This window comes from Kineobactrum salinum (genome assembly GCF_010669285.1).
Classification (GTDB): Bacteria; Pseudomonadota; Gammaproteobacteria; order Pseudomonadales; family Halieaceae; genus Kineobactrum; species Kineobactrum salinum.
Map to the genome: position 1 here is coordinate 847185 of NZ_CP048711.1, position 24126 is coordinate 871310.

At 60.9% G+C, this 24126-nt stretch carries 21 protein-coding genes, 1 tRNA gene, 1 pseudogene and 1 CRISPR repeat array; of the genes and pseudogenes, 6 read left to right on the plus strand and 17 right to left on the minus strand.

All coding sequences use genetic code 11. The features are described from left to right. Nucleotides 1-7 precede the first annotated feature (7 nt). From cas5e to G3T16_RS03700, 5 genes are all read left to right on the plus strand, one after another. Complete coding sequence (gene cas5e, locus G3T16_RS03680) at nt 8-736, plus strand: type I-E CRISPR-associated protein Cas5/CasD (protein WP_163493882.1); 729 nt, start codon at nt 8-10, stop codon at nt 734-736. Further along, on the plus strand, nt 736-1425 hold the full coding sequence (cas6e, locus tag G3T16_RS03685; RefSeq protein ID WP_163493883.1) for a type I-E CRISPR-associated protein Cas6/Cse3/CasE: 690 nt from the start codon (nt 736-738) through the stop codon (nt 1423-1425). Before cas5e ends, cas6e begins: the two co-directional genes overlap by 1 nt. Nucleotides 1426-1435: 10 nt before the next feature. Next, nucleotides 1436-2356, plus strand: coding sequence for a type I-E CRISPR-associated endonuclease Cas1e (gene cas1e / locus G3T16_RS03690; protein ID WP_163493884.1), 921 nt, complete (start codon nt 1436-1438; stop codon nt 2354-2356). After that, nucleotides 2357-2656 (plus strand): type I-E CRISPR-associated endoribonuclease Cas2e, encoded by a 300-nt coding sequence (cas2e, locus tag G3T16_RS03695; RefSeq protein ID WP_163493885.1) that lies wholly within the window; start codon nt 2357-2359, stop codon nt 2654-2656. It begins immediately after the preceding gene. Nucleotides 2657-2748: 92 nt separating this feature from the next. Continuing rightward, nucleotides 2749-6803: direct repeats of the CRISPR family, unit length 29 nt; unit sequence CTGTTCCCCGCGGGTGCGGGGATGAACCG. Between the two features lie 257 nt (nt 6804-7060). Beyond that, the gene (locus G3T16_RS03700; protein ID WP_163493886.1) at nt 7061-8491 is read left to right on the plus strand and encodes a DUF222 domain-containing protein; all 1431 of its coding nucleotides are present in this window, start codon (nt 7061-7063) and stop codon (nt 8489-8491) included. A gap of 25 nt (nt 8492-8516) precedes the next feature. Here the strand turns inward: G3T16_RS03700 and G3T16_RS03705 are convergent, their stop codons facing one another. The 10 genes and pseudogenes from G3T16_RS03705 to G3T16_RS22980 all read right to left on the minus strand — a co-directional run bounded on the left by G3T16_RS03705 (nt 8517) and on the right by G3T16_RS22980 (nt 18122). After that, nucleotides 8517-10583 (minus strand): CheR family methyltransferase, encoded by a 2067-nt coding sequence (locus G3T16_RS03705; protein ID WP_408610743.1) that lies wholly within the window; start codon nt 10581-10583, stop codon nt 8517-8519. Beyond that, nucleotides 10572-11095: pseudogene (locus G3T16_RS20895) on the minus strand (chemotaxis protein CheB); the annotation flags it as partial. The pseudogene G3T16_RS20895 and the gene G3T16_RS03705, both read right to left, overlap by 12 nt. Nucleotides 11096-11120: 25 nt before the next feature. After that, on the minus strand, nt 11121-11708 hold the full coding sequence (locus tag G3T16_RS03710; RefSeq protein WP_163493887.1) for a PAS domain-containing protein: 588 nt from the start codon (nt 11706-11708) through the stop codon (nt 11121-11123). Continuing rightward, nucleotides 11705-13522, minus strand: a complete 1818-nt coding sequence (locus tag G3T16_RS03715; RefSeq protein ID WP_163493888.1) for a sensor domain-containing diguanylate cyclase — start codon at nt 13520-13522, stop codon at nt 11705-11707. Before G3T16_RS03715 ends, G3T16_RS03710 begins: the two co-directional genes overlap by 4 nt. Before the next feature lie 166 nt (nt 13523-13688). Further along, the gene (gene secF / locus G3T16_RS03720; RefSeq protein ID WP_163493889.1) at nt 13689-14603 is read right to left on the minus strand and encodes a protein translocase subunit SecF; all 915 of its coding nucleotides are present in this window, start codon (nt 14601-14603) and stop codon (nt 13689-13691) included. A 71-nt stretch (nt 14604-14674) separates the two neighbouring features. Next, the gene (locus tag G3T16_RS03725; RefSeq protein WP_163493890.1) at nt 14675-15001 is read right to left on the minus strand and encodes a hypothetical protein; all 327 of its coding nucleotides are present in this window, start codon (nt 14999-15001) and stop codon (nt 14675-14677) included. An 84-nt stretch (nt 15002-15085) separates the two neighbouring features. Continuing rightward, nucleotides 15086-16066, minus strand: coding sequence for an organoarsenical effux MFS transporter ArsJ (arsJ, locus tag G3T16_RS03730; protein ID WP_332102859.1), 981 nt, complete (start codon nt 16064-16066; stop codon nt 15086-15088). Next, nucleotides 16063-16302, minus strand: a complete 240-nt coding sequence (locus tag G3T16_RS22720; protein WP_332102860.1) for a hypothetical protein — start codon at nt 16300-16302, stop codon at nt 16063-16065. Before G3T16_RS22720 ends, arsJ begins: the two co-directional genes overlap by 4 nt. Nucleotides 16303-16305: 3 nt before the next feature. Next, nucleotides 16306-17319 carry an ArsJ-associated glyceraldehyde-3-phosphate dehydrogenase gene (locus G3T16_RS03735; protein ID WP_163493891.1) on the minus strand — a complete coding sequence of 338 codons (1014 nt, stop codon included), beginning with the start codon at nt 17317-17319 and terminating at the stop codon, nt 16306-16308. Continuing rightward, nucleotides 17316-18122 carry a metalloregulator ArsR/SmtB family transcription factor gene (locus tag G3T16_RS22980; protein ID WP_269473263.1) on the minus strand — a complete coding sequence of 269 codons (807 nt, stop codon included), beginning with the start codon at nt 18120-18122 and terminating at the stop codon, nt 17316-17318. Before G3T16_RS22980 ends, G3T16_RS03735 begins: the two co-directional genes overlap by 4 nt. 190 nt (nt 18123-18312) lie before the next feature. On the opposite strand from G3T16_RS22980, the gene G3T16_RS03745 reads away from it, so the two are divergent. Beyond that, nucleotides 18313-18660, plus strand: a complete 348-nt coding sequence (locus tag G3T16_RS03745) for a hypothetical protein (protein ID WP_163493892.1) — start codon at nt 18313-18315, stop codon at nt 18658-18660. Between the two features lie 10 nt (nt 18661-18670). Here the strand turns inward: G3T16_RS03745 and G3T16_RS03750 are convergent. The 7 genes from G3T16_RS03750 to rpmI all read right to left on the minus strand — a co-directional run bounded on the left by G3T16_RS03750 (nt 18671) and on the right by rpmI (nt 24107). Next, nucleotides 18671-18747: transfer RNA gene (locus G3T16_RS03750), tRNA-Pro, on the minus strand. A gap of 56 nt (nt 18748-18803) precedes the next feature. Further along, complete coding sequence (locus G3T16_RS03755) at nt 18804-19163, minus strand: MerR family transcriptional regulator (protein ID WP_163493893.1); 360 nt, start codon at nt 19161-19163, stop codon at nt 18804-18806. Further along, the gene (gene ihfA, locus G3T16_RS03760) at nt 19141-19446 is read right to left on the minus strand and encodes an integration host factor subunit alpha (RefSeq protein ID WP_163493894.1); all 306 of its coding nucleotides are present in this window, start codon (nt 19444-19446) and stop codon (nt 19141-19143) included. Before ihfA ends, G3T16_RS03755 begins: the two co-directional genes overlap by 23 nt. Nucleotides 19447-19460: 14 nt before the next feature. Next, nucleotides 19461-21851: a phenylalanine--tRNA ligase subunit beta gene (gene pheT / locus G3T16_RS03765; RefSeq protein WP_163493895.1), complete on the minus strand. Its 2391-nt coding sequence runs from the start codon at nt 21849-21851 to the stop codon at nt 19461-19463. 20 nt (nt 21852-21871) lie between these two features. Beyond that, nucleotides 21872-22885, minus strand: a complete 1014-nt coding sequence (gene pheS, locus G3T16_RS03770) for a phenylalanine--tRNA ligase subunit alpha (protein WP_163493896.1) — start codon at nt 22883-22885, stop codon at nt 21872-21874. 638 nt (nt 22886-23523) lie between these two features. Continuing rightward, nucleotides 23524-23880 carry a 50S ribosomal protein L20 gene (gene rplT / locus G3T16_RS03775; RefSeq protein ID WP_163493897.1) on the minus strand — a complete coding sequence of 119 codons (357 nt, stop codon included), beginning with the start codon at nt 23878-23880 and terminating at the stop codon, nt 23524-23526. A 32-nt stretch (nt 23881-23912) separates the two neighbouring features. Further along, nucleotides 23913-24107, minus strand: a complete 195-nt coding sequence (gene rpmI / locus G3T16_RS03780) for a 50S ribosomal protein L35 (RefSeq protein WP_163493898.1) — start codon at nt 24105-24107, stop codon at nt 23913-23915. Between the last annotated feature and the right edge of the window lie 19 nt (nt 24108-24126).

The following is a 24126-nucleotide window of genomic DNA, read 5'->3' on the forward strand; positions in this document are numbered from 1 at the left end:
AGGCGTTATGCAGTGTTTGATATTTCGCCTGTATGGGGCCATGGCGAGTTGGGGCAGTACTGCCATCGGGAGTGTCCGGCCCACCCGATCTGCTCCGTCCCGCTCCGCGGTGCTGGGGCTTTTAGCAGCGGCACTGGGAATTCGTCGTGACCAGGAAGAGCAGCTTGCCCGTTTGAATCGCAGTGTTGCCATCACCATCAAGTGTGAGTCAGAAGGAAACTTGCTGCGGGATTACCACACGGCTCAGGTTCCGGGGACCGACAAAAAAGCAATCTGGCCCCATCGCAAGGCAGAGCTGGAAAATACTCACAAAGGCGTCAACACCATTTTGTCCACACGGGACTATCGCACCGACGGTCACTGGCTGGTCGCTATAACACTGCGCGAGGACACTGACTGTACGCTGGAAGCCATTCGGGATGCTTTGGACGAGCCGGTGTTTCCCCTGTACCTGGGCCGAAAATCTTGCCCCTTGTCGGCTCCCTTGCACCCTGTGGTGTCGGAAGTGGAAAGTATTTATGAGGCGCTTTCCGAGTATGAGTATCCGATTGCTCACCAAGCAGTGGTGGAAGCCGTTCTATACAGTCAAACGGTCGGCTACGAATGGGAGGACGGTGTATCCATCGGGCTCTCTCCTCAAGAAACCTCGGAACGCTGGGACGAGCCGACCTCCAGACTTCGCTGGCAATTTGACAAGCGTCTGGTGCACAGCGCTCGATTGGAGAGGAAGGAATAATGTATTTATCCAGAGCAATACCCTCAAAGGCCTTTGTCCTGTCACGCTTGGCCCAACAAGCTCATGCCGGGAATGTCTATTCACAGCATCAACTATTGTGGCAATTATTTCCCGATCAGAGTGCAAGGGACTTTCTCTTCCGGTATGAACAAGGCAAGGCCGGAGTGTGTTATTACCTCCTGTCTCAAACTGAGCCGGAGCCAGGGCTAGAAGGGATTGAAGTCGTTACCAAACCGTTTCGTCCGCAGATTACGCCGGGTGATCGGCTTGCCTATACCCTACGCGCCAACCCTACCCGCATGTTGAAATCCGACACACCGGGAAAGCGCGGAAACCGTGTCGACGTTCTGATGCACGCAAAATATCAGGCTCCGGACAATGAATCGCAGGCGGATATGCGTACGATCCAGCAGCAGGCCGCACAAGACTGGCTAATGGAATCGGATCGACAGCAGCGCCTGGGCATTGAGTTCGTATCCACCCCAGAAGTTACCGAGCATCGGCAACATCAGGTGTACAAAACCTATAGGAACAATAGCCGGACCAAACCCATTCAATTTACCTCGGTCAACTACCAAGGGGTTCTGCAGGTGGTGCATCCCGATCGCTTTCTGGAGCAACTGGCTCAAGGTATAGGTCGCGCCAAGGCCATGGGCTGTGGATTGATGATGATTCGTCGCTATACCTAGGGGGTAGGTTATGGCATTTATCAAGCTGAAGCCGATTCCCATCAAGGAACGGCTGGCGATGGTATTTATCTCTTGTGGTCAGATCGATGTGCGGGACGGGGCCTTCGTAGTTGTTGATGAAGTCAACGGTGAGCGGAAACATATTCCAGTAGGCAGCTGTACTGCGATTTTGCTGGAGCCTGGTACCCGGATTTCTCATGCGGCCGTCAAACTGGCGGCTACTACCGGCACCTTGCTGATCTGGGTCGGGGATTCCGCAGTTCGACTGTATTCCGTAGGGCAGCCGGGTGGAGCCCGATCCGACCGCTTGCTCTATCAGGCAAAGTTGGCGTTGGATGACAGCCTGCGTCTGAAGGTGGTTCGCAAGATGTTTGAACTCCGTTTCCGGGAGGCGCCGCCTGAGCGTCGCTCAATTGACCAACTCCGAGGGATAGAGGGTGCTCGAGTCCGGGAGGAGTACAAACTCCTGGCCAAGCGCTACGGCATCGACTGGCAGGGTCGGCGATATGACCGGACCAACTGGGATTCCTCGGATATTGTCAACAAATGCCTGTCAGCCGCAACTTCCTGCCTGTATGGTGTTACGGAAGCAGCCATATTGGCTGCCGGCTATGCCCCTGCTATAGGATTCTTGCATACCGGAAAGTCAAAATCCTTTGTCTATGATATAGCCGACCTGGTTAAGTTTGAAACCGTCATTCCAGCCGCTTTCGATGTGGTTTCAAAGAACCCCGCCCAACCGGATCGACAAGTTCGTATTGCATGCCGCGATGCTTTTCGGCAGTCCAAACTGTTGCAAAGGCTGATTCCTCTCATCGACGATGTATTGGCCGCGGGAGAAATCCAACCGCCACCGATGCCAGAAGACTCACAGCCACCGGCCATTCCCGAACCAGAATCCATCGGCGACGTCGGGCACAGGAGCGAATAAATGACGATGCTTACCGTTGTGACGGAAGCTGTTCCGCCTCGGCTGCGGGGACGACTGGCTGTTTGGTTGCTGGAAGTTAGGGCGGGCGTGTATATAGGCAACGTCTCTCGAAAGGTCCGTGAAATGATCTGGGAACAGATCAATGCCTTGGCGGAGGATGGTAACGTTGTTATGGCTTGGGCCACGAATACGGAGTCTGGTTACGACTTTCAAACCTACGGCACCAACCGTCGCATGCCCATTGATGAGGATGGGCTACGGTTTGTCCGATTTCTCCCTGAGCCCTTCAATAAGCCTTGAGGGTTGTTTTTTAACAAGTTGGTATTGGCCAAATAAATGGTGGATTTTTGGGACTGGAAAAAGTCCATTAAAATCAATGGCATGATTTAAGACTGTTCCCCGCGGGTGCGGGGATGAACCGCCGACTTTGGCGGTCAGGCCCAGCTTTTTATCCTGTTCCCCGCGGGTGCGGGGATGAACCGCATCGCCGCCGCGGCTATTACGCCGGCATGTGCTGTTCCCCGCGGGTGCGGGGATGAACCGCGAAAACCGCGCTATACGCTGACACCGGGCATCTGTTCCCCGCGGGTGCGGGGATGAACCGCCTGGCTGGGCATTCCACAAAACCCGCGAGTACCTGTTCCCCGCGGGTGCGGGGATGAACCGTCAACGCAAGGAGGGCAGCATGATCGACACACCTGTTCCCCGCGGGTGCGGGGATGAACCGTGCTCGGCGTAGGTGTAGCCCTTATCCCTCAACTGTTCCCCGCGGGTGCGGGGATGAACCGGCATCGGCGGATGCCGCCGGGACAGCCACCGACCTGTTCCCCGCGGGTGCGGGGATGAACCGCGGGAGCTTGAGCTGTGAACTCCCCCCGCCAACTGTTCCCCGCGGGTGCGGGGATGAACCGTGATAACATCGTGGCCACTGGCTGGCTCAATTCTGTTCCCCGCGGGTGCGGGGATGAACCGCGGGGAAAGCAGCTCCCACCATCCCTGCACGACTGTTCCCCGCGGGTGCGGGGATGAACCGTACAGCATGGCGGTGGATTTTCGCCTGCTGAACTGTTCCCCGCGGGTGCGGGGATGAACCGCCCGGGAGGCGGCCGCTGCTGCCGAGATTGAGCTGTTCCCCGCGGGTGCGGGGATGAACCGCTAAACTTAACCCACTCTGTTACGGGGCGGGCCTGTTCCCCGCGGGTGCGGGGATGAACCGGATGCCGAGTTTTGAGGGCGTGGCCGCCGGTGCTGTTCCCCGCGGGTGCGGGGATGAACCGGAGAACCCGCCCATGCACATACCGCCGCACATCTGTTCCCCGCGGGTGCGGGGATGAACCGTGATCCGGCATGAAGTCGGCCGCCAGTCCCGCCTGTTCCCCGCGGGTGCGGGGATGAACCGCATTTCGACAGAGATGAATGCCGTGGTCGCCCCTGTTCCCCGCGGGTGCGGGGATGAACCGCCAACAACACCCGACCGCGATCTGGCAAAAGCCTGTTCCCCGCGGGTGCGGGGATGAACCGTCAGCGATTAAGCAATCACACCAGGAGACGAACTGTTCCCCGCGGGTGCGGGGATGAACCGCCATTACGCGGATCTCCCGTGATTGGGGTGGTCTGTTCCCCGCGGGTGCGGGGATGAACCGTATTGGATCGCGTCCTGCTGCGACGGCGGCCACTGTTCCCCGCGGGTGCGGGGATGAACCGCTGACATCGGCCGCATGCGCGGAGGTGGACGCCTGTTCCCCGCGGGTGCGGGGATGAACCGCCGCCAGCAAATGGATGGACGAGCTCATCGAGCTGTTCCCCGCGGGTGCGGGGATGAACCGCCTGCCGGATAACATCGAGCGCCGCACCGGCTCTGTTCCCCGCGGGTGCGGGGATGAACCGATTATTCAGAATGCCAAGCGCCTATTCCCCATCTGTTCCCCGCGGGTGCGGGGATGAACCGTGGTGGCCTGATTCATTCACGAATATGTGGCCCTGTTCCCGCGGGTGCGGGGATGAACCGTTTAATGTCAAGGCACACCTAACTTATTTTGACTGTTCCCCGCGGGTGCGGGGATGAACCGTGTGTAGGAGGTCCGCTTGATCAGCGGGCCTACTGTTCCCCGCGGGTGCGGGGATGAACCGTTTCGCTTCCTGCTCGGCTTCGTGCCCCTGAACTGTTCCCCGCGGGTGCGGGGATGAACCGTCATACAACTCCGGCCTCGCCTCAATATTCGCCTGTTCCCCGCGGGTGCGGGGATGAACCGTATGTACCACTTTAGCCAATTCGATAAATGTCCTGTTCCCCGCGGGTGCGGGGATGAACCGGCTGATAACCAAACTCCCGGACGTGCCTAATCCTGTTCCCCGCGGGTGCGGGGATGAACCGGAGTCAGTATGAACATCTATGAAAAGTTTGTTCTGTTCCCCGCGGGTGCGGGGATGAACCGTCGCGCATCGTCTCCACTTGCTCAACCCAGCCCTGTTCCCCGCGGGTGCGGGGATGAACCGGCTTCCCGATCCAGTAATTACCCGTGTTGCGGCCTGTTCCCCGCGGGTGCGGGGATGAACCGCTGGCCGACCGAGCCGAATGTAGCTGTGCCCCCTGTTCCCCGCGGGTGCGGGGATGAACCGTATTTCCTAATTGTGGGGCAGACGAAGGAACACTGTTCCCCGCGGGTGCGGGGATGAACCAACTGGGGCGGTGCGCGTCTCCCGCTGGGCACCTGTTCCCCGCGGGTGCGGGGATGAACCGGCATCGACGTTCTGCCCCATACCCACCGCTGCCTGTTCCCCGCGGGTGCGGGGATGAACCGCTCGTTGACTATGTGTTTGGCCGTTCAGTGGGCTGTTCCCCGCGGGTGCGGGGATGAACCGTAGGCGGCCCTAGTACAACAAGGTGTGGAGGTCTGTTCCCCGCGGGTGCGGGGATGAACCGCCCACCTCCGATGCCGCCGCCCTGGCAGAGAACTGTTCCCCGCGGGTGCGGGGATGAACCGTAATAAACATTAATCAAATCATCCTTTTCCCCCTGTTCCCCGCGGGTGCGGGGATGAACCGTTCGGCCGCGGTCGCCGGAAATGGATCGATCACTGTTCCCCGCGGGTGCGGGGATGAACCGCTCGTTGTGAGACTGGGTGTAAAAGATACCGCCTGTTCCCCGCGGGTGCGGGGATGAACCGAGTCCTGAAGAGGTGCGAGGATTCTACAATGACTGTTCCCCGCGGGTGCGGGGATGAACCGTGACCACCGGGCCTTGCCGCAACACGCTGACCCTGTTCCCCGCGGGTGCGGGGATGAACCGGCATTAGTGGCATGTAATATCGGGTTACCGCCCTGTTCCCCGCGGGTGCGGGGATGAACCGCCATTGATCTTGGAGCACCTGTAGATATTGGCCTGTTCCCCGCGGGTGCGGGGATGAACCGGCTGAGCTCAATGACGCCATGCTCGTTCTGGTCTGTTCCCCGCGGGTGCGGGGATGAACCGCTGAAGCCGTGCCAGGCGGTGCAGTCGGGCATCTGTTCCCCGCGGGTGCGGGGATGAACCGCGATGAGTGACCTTGCAAAATATGGCCTGCAACTGTTCCCCGCGGGTGCGGGGATGAACCGGGCCGCAACGGGGCGCTGTATCTCGCGGGGCCCTGTTCCCCGCGGGTGCGGGGATGAACCGCTGGTATCCAACGGCATGGCGGAGAAGCAGGCCTGTTCCCCGCGGGTGCGGGGATGAACCGCACGTCCGCGAATTCGGCTATCAGCCTGCCGCCTGTTCCCCGCGGGTGCGGGGATGAACCGGTCTCGCGGCTCTCAATGTCCATGTCGCCTGCCTGTTCCCCGCGGGTGCGGGGATGAACCGGGCACGCCAGACAACCCCGTTTTTTATGTAACCTGTTCCCCGCGGGTGCGGGGATGAACCGCGTCCATCTCCGCATCGATCACCTCCTCGATCCTGTTCCCCGCGGGTGCGGGGATGAACCGGTATTCGCACCGCGCGGACCGTCCAGCATTTCCTGTTCCCCGCGGGTGCGGGGATGAACCGCTGGTGCGGTTGGGCCCTTGGCTCCGCTGCCCTGTTCCCCGCGGGTGCGGGGATGAACCGTCGGCACTCCCGACGCGGTATCCAGCCTCCAGCTGTTCCCCGCGGTTGCGGGGATGAACCGCAGCAGGCTTTCGAACATGAGGGCATCGCCGACTGTTCCCCGCGGGTGCGGGGATGAACCGCCGAGTATGAGGCGCTGGAAACGCGCGCGGGTCTGTTCCCCGCGGGTGCGGGGATGAACCGTGGACTGTCACGCCGCATCCTCCCGCTGCTCACTGTTCCCCGCGGGTGCGGGGATGAACCGATTACGCGCGCCGCGCTGGTGGCACAGCTGCCCTGTTCCCCGCGGGTGCGGGGATAAACCGCTGGTTACAGTGTATGACCGGAACCGGTACGTCTGTTCCCCGCGGGTGCAGAGATGAATTGGCCAACAATCACATCGCCCAGGCGGCGGTAGGACATGATGTGCACGGTAAACCAGAGACTGTCTCCGCGAGAGCCCGTTTCTCGGAAAATGTCAGGATGCACGGGCTTTCCTGTGTAGCCCTTTCGCAGTGGTCGCGGGATGAAACGCCCCGGCACTGCCAGCTCCCATCCATCAAAACAGTCCAATACATTGCCATTCCAGATCAAAGCCCTACACTTAATACTGTACAAATACACAGCACCAGGAAGACAGCCCCATGACCAATCTCGCCTTCCCTCCCATCCCCGTCGACTTTGACACCGACCATCTCGCCAACGAAATCACACTTCTCGCCGGCCAGATCAATGCCGCCAACCATCGGCTGCTCAAACTCATCGCCCAATTCGACCAACGCAAGGGCTGGAGTGGTGGCGGCACCGTGCGCTCCTGCGCCCACTGGCTGAACTGGAAATGTGGCATTGCATTGAGCGCCGCGCGGGAGAAAGTGCGGGTGGCGGGCTGCCTGGAATCCCTGCCGCAGATCGATACGGCCTTCGCCGCCGGTGAGATCAGCTACTCCAAGGTGCGAGCCATGACGCGGGTGGCAACGCCGGAGAACGAGGACTTTCTGCTGCGTATCGCCCAGTACGGCACCGCCAGCCATGTTGAAAAAGTGGTAGGTAAATACAGACAGGTGACCCGCAAGAACGATACCGACGCGGAGCTGGAACAGGAGGCGGCGCGCAAACTGGTGTATTACCAGGATGAGGACGGCATGTGGATAGTCCACGCCAGGCTGCCCCAGGAGGCCGGTTCGCTGCTGGTGAAGGCCATCGAAACCGTGGTCGCACCGGTGCAGGAAGAGAAACAGGCACAACTCCGGGCGGAATATAAGCGACAGTCGCAAGAACCCGCTTCCGCGGAAAACCGGCAGACACCCTTCGAAACCAATGAGCCCTTCCGCTTCCAGGAGTTGCTGGAACACACCCGGGCTGACGCACTGATCGCGATCAGTGAACACTTCCTCGCCACCGGCGGCACAAACGCTGAATTGGCGGCACTCAAAGGCAGCGAGCGCTGCCAGATCGTGCTGCATGTCGATATCGAGACCCTCAGAAAGCAGCAACACGCTGCCGATTGCGAGTATTCACACTGCAATCTGGATGACAGGCGCTGGATCGCACCGCATACCGCCAGGCGCCTCTCCTGTGATACGAGTCTGGTGACCGTACTAAATGACAAGAACGGCAACGTGCTCAATATAGGCCGCCGCTCCCGAACCGTCCCGGCCGCCATGAGCAGGGCATTGAAAATGCGTGACAGGACCTGCCGTTTCCCCGGCTGCTGCGAGTCGCGCTATGTGGATGCGCACCATATCCGGCACTGGGTAGATGGCGGCGAGACCAGTCTCGATAATCTGGTGACTCTGTGCCGCTACCACCACCGGCAGTTGCACCGGGGCGCATTCACCCTTTCCACCCAAAGCAACGAATCTGGCAGACGGCTCGTCTTCAAGACACCCGCGGGCCGCATACTGGAAACAAGCCTTGCTCCCCAGTTCCCGGACGCTTCCGCAGAAACGTCCGGCACCGCGCTGCGAAACATTGTGCCGGATATCAATGCCAGAACGGCAGTAACCCGCTGGTCCGGGGAAAGTTGTGACTACGGAATGGCGGTAGACGCATTGCTGCAACGGGAAATGCGCTGATTCCCCGCGTCCTCAGCTCAATCAGCTATGCCTCCAAATCCCGGCGCAATGCCTGTTCGAGCTTTTTTGTCTCGGTGATGTCGACAAAGGTAATCACCACACCGTCAATCACATTGTCCAGCCGGCGGTAGGGCATGATGCGCACGGTAAACCAGCGGCCGTCGTTGGCGAGGACCTGCTTCTCGGAAAATGTCAGGGTGCGCAGGGTTTCCTGTGCATCCTCGTGCAATTCAGGGTATTGCAAATTGGTGGCAAGGTCGCTGAACGGCCGCCCCACATCACTTTCCCGGACATTTACGATTTTGGTCGCGCGATCGGTGTAACGGCGGACGTTCAAACCCTGGTCCAGGAACAGAATGGCAATCTCGATGCTGTTGAGCACGTTACTCATGTCGCTCTGGGCCAGGGCGAGATCGTCAAGCTTGGTCTGCAACTCCGCGTTGATGGTCTGCAGTTCCTCGTTCATCGACTGCATTTCTTCTTTGGAGGTGGTCAATTCTTCGTTGGTCGATTGAAGCTCCTCGTTGGTGGATTGCAACTCCTCGTTGGCGGACTGCAATTCCTCCCTGGATGCTCGCGCTTCCTCGCTCAGGGTCTGGATTTCATCCCGGTATTGCTGCAGTTCGGTCTCGTGCGATACTTCCAGCGTGGTCTTGTCCTTGCCGTTCTTGCGCCTGGATTCTCCGGCCGGAACCTGGGCGATATCACGAAACACAATCATCGTCGCGCCGCGCAGCGCGGCCGGCTCGCGAAGTGCCTGTACCGTGACTTCGACGCGCTGCTCGCCGCCGCCCGGCAATTGTACTTGCAGCCCATGAAGGTGCTGCGGTTCGCTGCCGGGTGTTGACTTCCTCAGGGCAACGCTGATCGGCACCCTCAACCCTTCACGCACCATGGCGTGGATATTCCAGTTGGCCTTGCCCGCGGCCGGCTCCAGGTACTTGCCCGTGCGCCCGCTGATGTAGAGTATGTCACCGTCACCATTGGTCACCACCGCTGCGGGCGCATAGACCTGCAGCAAGACCTGGTCTGCGGCTGCCTGCAAGTTGTCGCTGAGGTCATGGGTAGTAGGCACTGGATGCTCCCTGGTTACCTTCGATAGGGGTGGAAAGGATCTCATCATGAAGTCCGCGCCGCCGCCGGGAACATCATCCCGGCGCTGATACACACGTAGGGTAGGCTGAATGGGCCGGAACAGATTGTTGAATCGTCCCACCGTCTCCGCACTGCCCAACAGCAGCACACCGCCATCGCGCAAACTGTAGTGAAACAGCGGGATCAAGCTGCGCTGCAAGGGGGCATCGAAGTAGATCAGCAGATTGCGGCAGGTGATCAGGTCGAGCTTGGTAAAGGGAGGATCCAGAATCACGTCCTGCGGGGCGAACAACACCATGTCGCGGATCTCGGGGTTGATGTCGTAACTCCCTTCCCGGGCAGTGAAAAATTGCGCCAGCCGCTGCGCGGAGACGGCGTCGCTGATCGACGCCGGATAGCGGCCACGGCGCGCAGTATCTATCGCCCCCGGACTCAGATCAGTGGCGAAAATCTGCAGGCTGAAATCACTGTACTCTCGCTGCCGGCGGATCGCTTCGCTGAACACGATCGCCAGCGAATACGCTTCCTCGCCAGTAGAGCAACCAACCACCCACACCCGCAGTTTGCGCTGCATCGTACGCCGCGCCAACAGTTCCGGCAGAGCGACATCCGCCAGATACTCCCAGACCGCAGTATCACGGAAGAAACTGGTCACCCCGATCAGCAGTTCCTTGAACAGCAGGTCGATTTCGTGGGAATTGTCCTGCAGGAAATTCGCGTAGTCCGCCAGAGTCGTGAGATCGTGGATTGCCATGCGCCGCTCCACGCGCCGGTGCAACGTACTGGGCTTGTAGAGGGAAAAGTCGTGATGGGTTCTGCGCTGAAGCAGGCTGAGAATGCGCTGTAGTGGCTCGGGCTCCAGTGCTGGCTCCGACTCACCGCCGGCCGGAACACCCGGGTCGGGGACCTGGGCGACGTAAGCCAGAATACGCGCCGGCAACTCCGCCGGTGGCGCAATGATGTCCGCACACTGTGCGGCGATCGCGCTTTGGGGCATCGCATCGAACTGCGCCGTGTCCGGTTGTTGCACCACCGTCAACCCCCCACGGCCTTGATCGCCTGCAGGCCCAGCGTGCCATCGGAGCCCATGCCGGACAGCACCACGGCAATGGCGCGCTCACCCTGAGTGCCGGCCAGCGAAGAGAACAGTACGTTGATGGGCAGCCGCATTCCCCGCGGCTCCCGGGGGCTGGCCAGGTGCAGGGTTCCGTCGACGACGCTCAGTTCAGTATTGGGCGGGATAACGTATACGCAGTCGGGCTCGATGCGCATGTTCTGCCGGGCCTCGCGCACCGGCATGGCTGTCACGCGCTGCAGAAGTTCCGACAATAGTGCCTTGTGGGTGGGGTCCAGGTGCTGCACCACCACACAGGCAATGCCGCTGTGGGGCGGGATCCCGGCCAGAAATTCCTCCAGTGGCGCCAACCCTCCAGCCGATGCGCCGATACCCACGATACGTGTCGCCCTCGCCGGGGCGGCGGGCGGCTCGGCGGTTGTCAGGGAAGCCATGGGTCGAAGGAACTCTGGCGGTAGCTTATGTGCTTTCGCAACAGACTAGCAGCGCACAGCACTGGTCGGCAGACGCATTGGCCAGCACCCGCATTGGTCGCAAATCAGTGTCATCCACTGTCACGTCACAGCTACCTGCGGTGCCGGTATCCCTGAGCCTTTCCAGCAGGCTCCGCAGTGCGGGACGGCTGTCGGCGGCCAGGAAATGGTCGAAACGGCTGCCTCTCAGATCGTTCTGTCCGGCACCGAACAGCTCGGCCCCGGCCCGGTTGCCCTCAATGATCTCGCCCTGGAAATCGACGAGGAAATAACCGCAGGGTGCAGACTCGTACAGTTCCCTGTACCGGGCCAACTCCTCGACCAGACCCTGCTCATTGATGTGTATTTCCTCATTCTGCAGATCCAACTCCACCTGGTGCACCTGTAGCTCATGCAACAGTTTGAGGGCATCGGGAGCGGTGCGGGGATCACTGGACAGCTTGTGGAGCAACTGCAGGGCCTCCACGTCCAGGGACCAATTGCCATAGGCAGCGGCGGTGCCCGCTCCCAGCCGGGTCTCAGCCTCCTTGCGCAGCTGCGTGTAGATACTCTGTTCGGCGGTGGACGTGGTCATGGGAACTCCGGTTTTTCTGGGCAGGACTGGCACTCATCATAGCACCCCGATGGCCGGTAGATCATGGTTCGATTGCGGCCCGCCGCCTTGGCCGCGTACAGGGCCTCGTCGGCATGACGAAGCAGCCACTCCAGAGCCTGCTGCCGATCCGGAATGCATGCGGCCACGCCAATGGATACTGTAAGCGGCACAGGCTGGCCATTCCATTGATAAGGTGCCGCGGCGATCTCACTGCGAATCTCCTCTGCCACCGCGGCGGCCCCTTCCAGCTCCGTGGCGGGAAGCAGTACCACGAACTCTTCCCCGCCGTAACGCGCAACGATATCACCGGCCCGGTGCACTTTGTCGCTGCACACACCGGCCAGATAGCGCAGGCAGTCATCGCCACAGAGATGGCCCAGCATGTCATTGATATCCTTGAAATTGTCGGCATCGATCATCACAACCGCTATGCTGACCGTGTCCCGGGTATGGCGAGACCACTCTGTCTCCAGGGCCTGATCAAAATATGCCCTGTTCTTGAGTTGCGTCAGGCCGTCCAGCTGGCTGAACTGCTTCACTTTGTCATAGGCCGCCTTCAATTCGTTGGTTCGCTCCTCCACCCGCAGTTCCAGCTCCTCATTCGCTTGGCGCTGGATCACCAGCGCCTGTTCCTGCGCCTGCTCACGCTGCCTTCGCTCCAGATTGATGCGATAGGCCAATGCGAATGAAAACAACAGCACCTGCAGTACTGTGCCGAACTGGGGCGCATACTCATAAATTGCGTTGTAGGGGACTATCCCGGCCTTGCTCAGGTTGTATTGCAAATTCCCTGTTAGGAAGAGCGTCCAGGCAACGACATAAAACGGAGCCAGGGCGCTGCCCTTCCACCACAGGTAACAACCGCAGAAAAACAGCAAAACCGAACCGATGGAGGTAGCCACAATCATGATCGACAGTGTCAACCCGTACGGCAGCACCAGACTCATTGCGATAATCGTGACACCGGCCCAGGCCATTGCCAGAACCAGCGCAGACCAGACCTCACTGTAGTGCTTGACGTTCAGAAAACGGTGAGTAAAGAAGCCCACCGCGGCGAAACTGGCAGCGAAGAAGAAAGGCAGGGCGAAATGATTGAAAGCGGGTGCAGCGGGCCACAGGTATTGGAACCCCAGGCCCTGCAGGGTTGCCTGAGCCAACAGGTAGGATACGAGATAGGCCACGTACCACAGGTAGGCCCGGTCGCGCACGGCAAAATAGAGCAGCATGTTGTAGGCTGCCAGCGCCAGCAGGATTCCGATAAAAAGAACCTGCAGCACAAGTTCGTGCTGGGTATGTTCGATGAACCTGTCCGGATCCCACAGAGTGACGGGCAGCTGCAGCGCTCCAGTGGTCTGGACGCGCATCAGAATCAGGTATTCGGCTCCCGCCGCAAAATCCAGCGGGAAGACAAAATCCCGGGAACCTATGGTGCGGCTCTCGAAGGGCAGCTGATCTCCGCTCACAAAATGCTGCAGGACACGCCCCTGTCGCAGCAGATAGACGTCGACATGGTCCAGCGGGGGATAGCTGACGGCAAGCAGGCGCCTGCTGTCCCCGGAACTGTCAAGCCGCAGCGCAAACCATACCGGATCAGGGATAATACCCATGCTGGGCGTCTCCCCTGTACCCGCAACCCAGTCCAACTGCTCGGGATTGGCGGCAATCGCCCCGATGTCGAGTTCCCCCTCCGCATCAACAATATGGACGAGATGACGCAGCGGTGCTTCATCGCCGGCGCTGTCCAGTTGCAGAACGGGAATCGGTGGCCCGGCCATCGCAGGCGCGAACATCATCAGGAGGCAAATACCGATAATACCGCACACGGGAACGGCCCAGCGCCGTCGCGGGGAAAGTCGACCGGCCATTTTTTTTCCCAATGGTCTGACTTGCGGGTGACTGTCGGGCCAGTATAGACAAGATCGTAGCCGGTTGACACACGCCAGTGCCGGCACCAGAAGCTCAGGGCATCAGCTCATCCTCGTCAGCTCCCTCCTTCACCGGCACCATCAGATCCTCCTTGCTGACACCCATCATCAGCAGGATATTGGCCGCCATGTAGATGGACGAGTAAGTTCCCACCGCTATACCCACCAGCAGCGCAACTGCAAACCCGAAAATCATCTCCCCACCAAAGACGGCCAGGGAAATCAGTACCAATACGGTGGTCAATGAAGTGATGATGGTGCGGCCCAGGGTCTCGGTGAGTGAAATGTTGATGACCTCGATTGAAGACCTCGCCCGGAGTTTGCGGAAGTTTTCCCGGATACGGTCATAGACAACAATGGTGTCGTTGAGCGAATAGCCAATCACCGCGAGCACCGCCGCCAGTACGGTCAGGTCGAACTCCAGGCCGGATATCGAAAAGAAGCCCAGGGTAATGATCACGTCGTGAATCAGCGCGACAACAGCACTCAGGGCGAACTTGAACTGGAAGCGGAATGCGATATAGATCATGATCAGGCCCAGCGCGAGCAACATCGCCAGCCCTCCCTGCTCCCGCAGCTCGTCACCCACCTGGGGCCCCACGAATTCGACCCGCCGCAGCTCCACAGTACCGGCAAAGTTGTCCTGCAACACTCTCAGCAGAGCATGGCCCGCCGCTTCCGAATGCCCCTGGGGCAGCCGGATCATGACGTCCCGATCGGTGCCGAAGGCCACCACCACTGCGCCGGGATAGCCGGCCCCGGTGAGGCTGGAGCGGATGCCCTCCAGTTCAACCGTCTGGCTGTAGTGGGCCTCCACCAGTGTCCCGCCGGTGAAGTCCAGCCCCCAGTTCAGCTGGCGGGTGACGAACGATGCGATCGAAACCAGCAACATCACAACCGAAAAAACCAGGGCCAGCTTGCGCCGGCCCATGAAATTGATGACTTTCATATTTAAACTCCCTGATTGCACAGGGCATCCCCGGTCCCTGCCGGTCAGATGCTCAACCCACGAAACGCGAATCAGACCAGGGCAGGAGGAGCCCGGGGGGAGGCAGGATAGCTGGCTATGCGGATGCGCCGTGCCACCGCAATGCGGCTGCCAGCAGCGCAACGCAAGTCAGGTGAAGGGAGGACCGCACGGTTGGCACTGGCGTCGCCGCAAGCCTCGTCGTCCGATCCGTCACCCGCTCCGACGAGAAAGGGCGGGGAACTGTCGCCGGGCTGTTCAAACTGCCCCGCGTGAAAGGCCGGCGAATTCCAGGAAGAGGACCACAACAGCAGGTTCGTGACCAGCAGGAGACTCAGGCCCAACTGGTACAGGGTCTTGCCGTGATGGGAGGATGTCATGGTATTGCCTGAATGGAGACGAGCGGCTGTGGCAGCATTATTAGCACACTTGTTCAGTCCAGTGAAAGCGCAATTTTTGGGTGGCTACAGAGTGCTACCTTCAGGCAGCCACCGGGCTGTCGCCGCGGCGGCCAACAACAGCAGGGTCGATATCAACAGGCAGGCCTCCAGCCCGGCCAACTGGAAGATCCAGCCCGAGAGCACTGTCCCCAACAGGCGTCCCATGGCATTGGCCATATAGTAGAAACCGACATCCAGGGACACACCATCCGCCCCAGCATAGCTCAGGATCAGATAACTATGAATGGAGGAATTGATCGCAAACAGTACGCCGAACAACAGCAGGCCCACAAACAGTGTCGGTCCGGGAGGCAGCCCCTGCAACAGTCCCAGCGCCATCAGCGCAGGCAGCAGCACCAGCGGCACAGCCCAGCGCATGGCAGTGCGGCCATCGGGGACCCGGCCGCCCACTCTCCCGGTAACAACAGGGGCGCAGGCCTGGACCAAACCGTAGGCCATGACCCACAGGGCCAGAAAACCGCCGGTCTGCCAGTGGTCCCAGCCCAGCGTCCGGGACAGGAAAACCGGCAACGCCACCACAAACCAGACGTCCCTGGCCGCAAACAGACACAGGCGTGCAGCCGACAGGACATTGATCGCCCGGCTCTTGGAAAATATTTCCCGGAACTTCGGTTTGTTTTTGGCCTTGCCGAGATCTTTGCTCAGCAGCAGCATACTCGAGATCCACACCAGCGCGAGCACCGCCGCCATGCTGCCCACAGCAGCGGTGAACCCCAGAGTCATCAGCAATACGCCACCGAGGAAGAACCCCAGCCCCTTGAGCGCGTTCTTGGAGCCGGTGAGCAGCGCCACCCATTTGTACAGTGTGCCCTGGGCAGTTTCCGGCACCAGCAATTTGATGGCACTCTTGGCGCTCATCTTGTTCAGGTCCTTGGCGATACCGGACAGGGCCTGGGCCGCCATCACCCAGGGCACGGTGAGCATCGCCGTCGGCACCAGTAGCATCGCCAGCGCGACCACCTGCAACAACAGGCCGATATTCATCGTGCGATTGAGCCCGAGATGCGCCCCCAGCCAGCCCCGGCCAGGTTGGTGATCACCCCGAAGACTTCGTAGAACAAAAACAGCAGTGCAATCTGCAGCGGACTGTAGCCCAGGCCGTGAAAATGCAGCACCACCAGCATGCGCAAGGCACCATCGGTCAGGGTAAAGGCCCAGTAATTGCCAGTGACCACCAGGTACTGGCGTACACCCGGCGGCAACTGCTGCAGGACACTCACCGCTCAGTGTCCCCGGTCTGTGCGCGCCACCTTCAGGGCCAGTTCCGCGGTACGATTGGCGTAGGCCCATTCATTGTCGTACCAGGCGTAGAGCTTCAGCTGAGTGCCGTTCACCACCAGTGTCGACAGCGCATCGACGATGCTGGAATGCGGGTCGCCGCGATAGTCGACAGACACCAGCGGTCGCTCCTCGTAGCCAAGAATACCAGCCAGCTCGCCCTCCGCTGCGCGGCGCAACAGGCAGTTCACCTCCTGCGCGGTGGTGGGCCGCGCCACTTCAAACACACAATCGGTCAGGGAGGCATTGGCCAGTGGCACCCGCACTGCGTGACCATCCAGCTTGCCCTTCAACTCCGGGAAAATATGGGTAATCGCCGTGGCGGAACCGGTGGTGGTCGGAATCAGACTCTGGCCACAGGCGCGCGCCCGGCGCAGGTCCCTGTGCGGCGCGTCGAGGATGGTCTGGGTATTGGTGATCGAATGGATCGTGGTGATGGAGCCGTGCACGATACCGAGCTGTTCGTGGATCACCTTGACCACCGGCGCCAGGCAGTTGGTGGTGCAGGAGGCGGCAGTGACTATCCGGTGCCGCTCCGGCTCGTAGAGCTTGTCATTCACGCCCATCACCACATTGAGCACGCCCTCCTCCTTCACCGGCGCCGTGACCACCACCCGCTTGACCCCCTGGTCGAGATAGCCCTGCAGCAGCGCGGTGGTCTTCATCCTGCCGGAGGCTTCGATCACCAGATCACAACCGGACCAGTCAGTGTCGGAAATGCTCGTGTTGCGGCTGGTGGCGATACGCTGCTCACCGACGCAAACAACATTACCCTCGGCGCAGGCCTCGTACTCCCAGCGTCCGTGCACAGAATCAAAGGTGAGCAGATGGGCCAGGGTGGTCGCGTCGCCCGCCGGATCGTTGATCTGTACACAGCGCAGACCGGGCTGTCCCCACAGCGCGCGCAACGTGAGCCGGCCCATGCGGCCAAAGCCATTGATACCGATACGGATTGTCATTGTGTTGCTCCTTGTACGCGACTGCCGGGCGGGTTTGCGCTATCGCGCAGGCGTTGCAGGGGAAGCGCCAGCAATTCGCCGCTATGCTCGCGCGTACTGTGGATGATTCCGGCCATCCAGCCGGGCAGCGCAGGGTGCAGACGATAGTGGACCCACTGCCCTTCACGCCGGTCCAGCAGCAGGCCCACCCTGCGCAACTGCGCCAGGTGCCGGGATACTTTCGGTTGCGGCGAGGCCAGCGCCTCCACCAGCTCGCAGACGCAGAGTTCGCCAGCCCGCTCGATCAGCAGGAGGCTGAGCAGGCGGGTCTCGTCCGCCAGGGCCTTGTAGAACGTCAGCGCAGCAGGCGGTGGCAGGGGCTGAACCTGCTTGCTGTTGACCAGCACGAACAGGCGGATTCGCTCGCTGATCTCCTGCAGTGTACGGGCAAAGGCGTTGGGCTCCGGACGCTGCTTCGGATCGGGAAAATCCCACGCCATGACCACCCCGCTACCGGGCCAGTGCCGGCATTCCCGATGCGCCTTGCTGCACAGGGTAATCACAAAGTCGAAGTGCTGGCCGGCCAGCTCGGCTACTGATTTAGCCACCAGACCACCGCTGTCGATGCCGAAGGACTGCAGCGTCGCCAGTGTGCGCGGGTCGATTTCCTCCGGCATATTGCCCGCGCTGAAGACCTCGAATTGGTCTCCCGCCAACTGGCGCAACAGCGCCTCCGCCATCTGAGAGCGGGCGGAGTTGGCGGTGCACAGAAACAGGACTTTCTGGCGCATGGCGCTGCCTTCTGAACTGGATTTAGCAGCCATTATATTCTCTAAAACATATATGTCTATATCCGCATATATTAGCAATTCGTCTTGACAGTTTGTGCATTTAGTCCACACTATTCGTGTGGGTTTGAGTGGTTTCCCCCACCAAGTCAGGCACTCCCCAAGCCACTTTTTACAAGACTGTCCGTTTAACGATGGCCAGTAGCGCCATCAGGACAGTACGACCATGAAAATCACCATCAGAGAATCCGGAAAAACGGAGACCCTCTCAATTCTTGACCCCGACGGGACCGACTTCGCCGTTGAATTTATCCGTAGCACAGGCGCGCTGGACGACGGCCAGTTTGACTATGAGGAGGAATCGGGGACCTGGACCTGCAGTCAGGACACCTACAACAAATGGGCCCAGGTTATCCGTGACAATGAATTGCTGGATACACGGCTGCCCGCACTCAACAGAAAATACGGGACCAAGACGGTCAACAAGGTCATCGGGGCCGCGGGCAACTGTCGCCCGGAGGATTTCGCCCGCACTATCAATTCAGCGCTGGACGAGGCGTTTGGGAAGCAATAGGAAGGATATTTGGTCGGGACGGCAGGATTTGAACCTGCGACCACCACACCCCCAGTGTGGTGCGCTACCAGGCTGCGCTACGCCCCGAGAAGTCGCTTGTTGCGAGGGCGGCATTATACTGAAAGGGGGCGTGAAGACAAACCCTATTTGCCGGGAGACAGCACTCTCAGCACATCTTCGAGTTCTTCGATGGTTTCCTTGAGCACAGCCTGGAAGTCGCTGCCCGGCTCTGAGCCCTCACTGGTCATGCGCTGGCGCGCGCCGCCGATGGTATAGCCCTGTTCATAGAGCAGGCTGCGAATCTGACGGATGGTCAGCACATCCTCGCGCTGGTAGTAGCGGCGATTGCCGCGGCGCTTTACCGGCTTGAGTTGGGGGAATTCCTGTTCCCAGTAGCGCAGCACATGGGGTTTGACCGCACACAGTTCGCTGACTTCACCAATCGTAAAATAGCGCTTGCCCGGTATGACCGGCAGTTCGTTATTGTGACTCGGTTCCAGCATATGCTTCTACTCGCGCCTTCAGCTTTTGCCCGGGGCGGAAGGTAACCACCCGGCGGGCGGAAATGGGAATTTCTTCCCCGGTCTTGGGATTGCGGCCGGGACGCTGGCTCTTGTCGCGCAGGTCGAAGTTGCCGAAACCCGACAACTTGACCTGCTCATTGCCCTCCAGGCTGGCGCGGATCTCCTCGAAGAACAGCTCGACAATCTCCTTGGCTTCGCGCTTGTTGAGCCCCAACTCTTCAAACAGGCGTTCCGCCATTTCGGATTTTGTGAGAGCAGCCATCGCGCGTCCTGTGCCTAGTTCCTGAGCTCAGCGTTATAGTTTTTTCCCAGGGAATCAATCACTTGTTCCATGGCGTCATTAACCATATCATCGCTAAGAGTGCGCGATTGATCTCTGAAAGTCAAACCAAATGCCAGGCTTTTTCTTTTAGGATCAATGCCTTTGCCCTGATAGACATCAAATAACCTTAACTCCCGCAGGTAAGCCCCTGCGGCGGCTCTGACATCGTCCATCAGTGCGGCGGCGGCCACTGACTCATCCACAACCACAGCCAAATCCCGGCGAACTTCGGGGAAACGCGACAATTCGGCAAAGTGTGGCAGCTCGCCTTCCAGCACCGCGGCCAGGTCCAGCTCGCAGGCCAGCACCGGTGCGGCGAGGTCCAGCGCCGTCAATACCGAGGGATGCAGTGCCCCGATCACTCCGACGACCTGCCCATTTCGGGTCAGCTCGGCGGTCTGCCCCGGGTGCAGCGCCGGTCGCTCGGCAGCCCGGAAGCCGAATTCCGCGGCGGCCCGGCCCAGGCCCAGCAGACTTTCCAGGTCACCCTTGAGATCGAAGTAATCCACTGCCGCGGTGGCGGCAGACCAGGATTCCGCGAAACGCTGGCCGCTAACCATCAGCGCCAGGGTCGGTATCTGGCGCAGGCCGGCCAGGCCGCTGCCCTCCGGCCCCGGCACAAAGCGCAAGCCGCTCTCGAACAGACGCACCCTGCCCTGCTGGCGATTGCTGTTGCGCAGCACCGCGCTGGCCAGGCCCGGCAGCAGGCTGCTGCGCATCACCGCCATGTCGGCGGAAATCGGGTTGCTCAGCGCAACCGGCGTGACCTCGGGGTCGAACAACTCCTGCAACCGCGGCTCGACAAAGCTGTAGGTGATGGCCTCGCGGTAGCCGCGCGCGGCCAGGTGACGGCGCAGATGACGCAGCGACAAACGGGCCTCGGGCTTCGCCGGCATTGCCAGGTCGGCGTGGATGGCGGTAACCGGCAGACGATTGTAACCGTAGACCCGGGCCAGCTCCTCCAGCAGGTCGGCCTCGATGGCGATATCAAAACGCCAGCTCGGCACCGTGCAGCTCCAACCTTCGGCAGTGGCTGTCAACCCCATTCCCAACCCGCCCAGGATACGCTCGACGTCCGCGTCCGCCAGTTCGAAGCCGAGCAGGCGCGGTATCCGCGCCCGGCGCAGGGCAACGGGGGGACGGGCCGGCAACTGCGTGCGGTCCACCGCCTCGGTCACGGGCCCCGCCTCGCCGCCGACGATATCCAGCAGCAGCCGGGTGGCACGCTCCAGCGCGACGGCCTGCAGTTCAAAATCCACCCCGCGTTCGAAGCGGTGGGAGGAATCCGTGTGCAGACCGTAGCCGCGCGCCTTGCCGGCCAGCAGATCCGGCGAGAAAAAGGCCGACTCGAGGAAGAGATTGCGGGTGCCGGCGCCGACGGAGGAAGCTTCGCCGCCCATAATGCCCGCCATCGCCAGCGGGCCCTCGTGGTCGGCAATCACCAGGGTATCGGCCTGTAGCTCCACGGTTTGGCCGTCCAGCAGGGCCAGGGATTCGCCCGCCTGGGCAGTGCGCACAATAATACCGCCCTGCAATTTGTCCAGGTCGAAGGCATGCATCGGCTGGCCCAGTTCCAGCAGCACGTAGTTGGTCACATCCACGACCGCATCGATACTGCGCAGGCCACAGCGCCGCAGCTTCTCCTGCAACCACAGCGGCGAGGGCCGACTGATATCGACCCCGCGCAGCACCCGCCCCATATAGCGCGGGCAGCGCTCGGGAGCATCGATACGCAGCGGCAGGCTATCATCGATCGAGGCAGGCACCGGCTCACAGGCCACTGGCGTGACCGGCAGTTCATTCAGCAGGCCCACTTCCCGGGCGATGCCGGCAATGCCCAAACAGTCTGCCCGGTTCGGGGTCAGGCCTATCTCTATCAGGCAATCATCCAGCCCGAGATACTCGCGCAGGTCCGTGCCCACCGGTGCATCCGCGGGCAGCTCCATCAGGCCCGCGCTGGCTTCGGAAATACCCAGTTCCTGCTCCGCGCAGAGCATGCCCTGGGACTCGACCCCGCGCAGCTTCGCCTTCTTGATCTTGAAGTCACCGGGCAACACCGCGCCAATCTGGGCCAGCGGCGCCTTCAGCCCGGCACGGGCGTTGGGAGCGCCGCAGACGATCTGTACCGTCCCGCTGCCGGTTTCCACCGTGCACAGGCGCAGCTTGTCGGCATTCGGATGCTGTTCGGCACTGATGACTTCCGCTACCACAACGCCGCTGAAGCGGCCCGCTACCGGTTCAATCGCATCGACTTCAAGTCCTGCCATCGTGATCTGTTGCGCCAGCTCCCCGGTACTCAGAGCCGGGTCAACCCATTCGCGCAGCCATTGTTCACTGATTTTCACTTGTCTCTCTCCGTGGTCTGCTAGAACTGCTCAAGGAAGCGCAGATCATTTTCAAAGAACAGGCGCAGGTCATTGACGCCGTAGCGCAACATCGCCAAGCGCTCCACCCCCATGCCGAAGGCAAAGCCGGTGTAGCGCTCCGCATCGATGCCGCAGTGCTCCAGCACCCTGGGATGCACCATGCCGCAGCCCATGATCTCCAGCCAGCCGGTATGGCTGCACACCCGGCAGCCCTCGCCGCCACAGTTGACGCACTGGATGTCGACCTCGGCAGACGGTTCCGTAAACGGAAAATACGAGGGCCGAAACCGCACCTGCAGGTCCTTCTCGAAGAACACCCGCAGAAACTCCCCGATCAGCCCCTTCAGATCGGCAAAGCTGGAATGCTCGTCAATCAGCAGCCCCTCGACCTGGTGAAACATCGGGGTATGCGTCAAATCGGAATCGCAGCGGTAAACGCGACCGGGGCAGATCACCCGCAGCGGCGGCGCGCTGCTCTCCATTACCCGCACCTGCACGGGCGAGGTGTGGGTGCGCAACACCGTGGTCGGGTCCACGTAAAAGGTATCGTGCATGGCCCGCGCAGGATGGTGCGCGGGAATATTGAGGGCCTCGAAGTTGTGATAGTCGTCCTCGATCTCGGGCCCTTCGACCACCTCGAAGCCGACGGCGCCGAAGAAGTCTTCCATGCGCTCGATGGTACGGGTGACGGGGTGAATCCCGCCGGTGCTCTGGCCGCGGCCGGGCAGGGTCACGTCGATAGTCTCGGTGGCCAACCTGGCAGCCACTGCGGCAGCCTCAAGCTCGGCCTTGCGGGCGCCGATCAGCTCCTGCAGTTCCTGTTTGACGACGTTGATCCGGGCCCCGGCCGCGGGACGCTCTTCGGCGGACAATTTGCCCAGGCCCTTGAGCAACTCGGTCAGGCGCCCTTTTTTACCCAGGAAGTCGACCCGCAACTGCTCCAGCGCAGCGCTGTCGGCGGCGGCCGCTATGGCGGCCTTGGCTTCCTCGGCGAGAGGTGTCAGGTTATCCATCTGTTGTGCTTCCGCTGTCAATGTTTTGGTGGGCCCGTTTCGTGTGGCTCTGGTCGTGTGGCCCAAAGTTCGTAGTTCTTGATCCGCCCCGAGCGACCCGTGTGTTCTCGTCCTGGCATTAGATGCTGGGAGCGTTGTTCACGCCCTGCGGGAGCGGGAGGGGCTGCCGGGACACGCCGTGAACCCATCCATGGGGGCTCGGTGGCGACATCCATGTCGCCAACGGTCCCGCCAGCCCCTCCCGCTCCCGCAGGGCTCACTCTGTGCCAACTCCCGAGTCTGCACGCTGTTACATACTCTTAACTCTTACCTTCTACCTATTCCCGCTACCCAACTTGTAGCTGGCACCACTGGTAGTCAGGTGCGGGCTGTAGGGGCCTGCGCGGACCGTCGGCGGCCATGGATGGCCGCCGACGAGCCTACATGGATGTACTTGTGGCGTGTCCGCGCAGGCCCCTACAGCCTGCGCCTGGCGGCATTTCACTGCCCAACCAATACCACCTGGCCTGAATCCAGACGGGACCCGCAACTTGCGCCGGGCATACATCGCCCCAAATAAAAAAGGGAAAGAGCAACGCCCTTTCCCTTTGTGATCCTGCATGTGTAGCCAGCGAACCGCGTCAGCGGCAGGGACGGACTCAGGCCAGTGCGGCCTTCGCTTGCTCCACGATCGCTGCAAAAGCCGGCTTGTCGTGCACCGCCAGGTCCGACAGGACGCGACGATCCAGGCCGATCTCGGCTTTCTTCAGGCCGTTGATCAACCGGCTGTAGCTCAAGCCATTGGCGCGGGACTGGGCGTTGATACGCGTGATCCACAGCGCCCGGAACTGGCGCTTGCGCTGACGGCGGTCGCGGTAGGCATACTGGCCCGCCTTGGTGACAGCCTGCTTGGCAACACGAAACACACGGCTGCGGGCGCCATAATAGCCCTTGGCCTGCTTCAGAATTTTCTTGTGACGGCGATGAGCCGTTACACCACGTTTAACGCGAGGCATAGGTCTTCTCCTGGTTCTCGATAATCAACTGTTCAGCAGGCCCGCAACATGCGGTCCACATGCACCTTGTCACTGGCGTGGACCATGGAGGTCCCGCGCAGCTGGCGCTTGCGCTTGGTTGTCATCTTGGTCAGGATGTGGCTCTTGTAAGCGCTTTTGCGCTTGTAGCCGCCGGCCGTTTTCTTGAAACGCTTGGCAGCCCCGCTGTGAATTTTAGCTTTTGGCATCGTCAGATACTCCGCATTG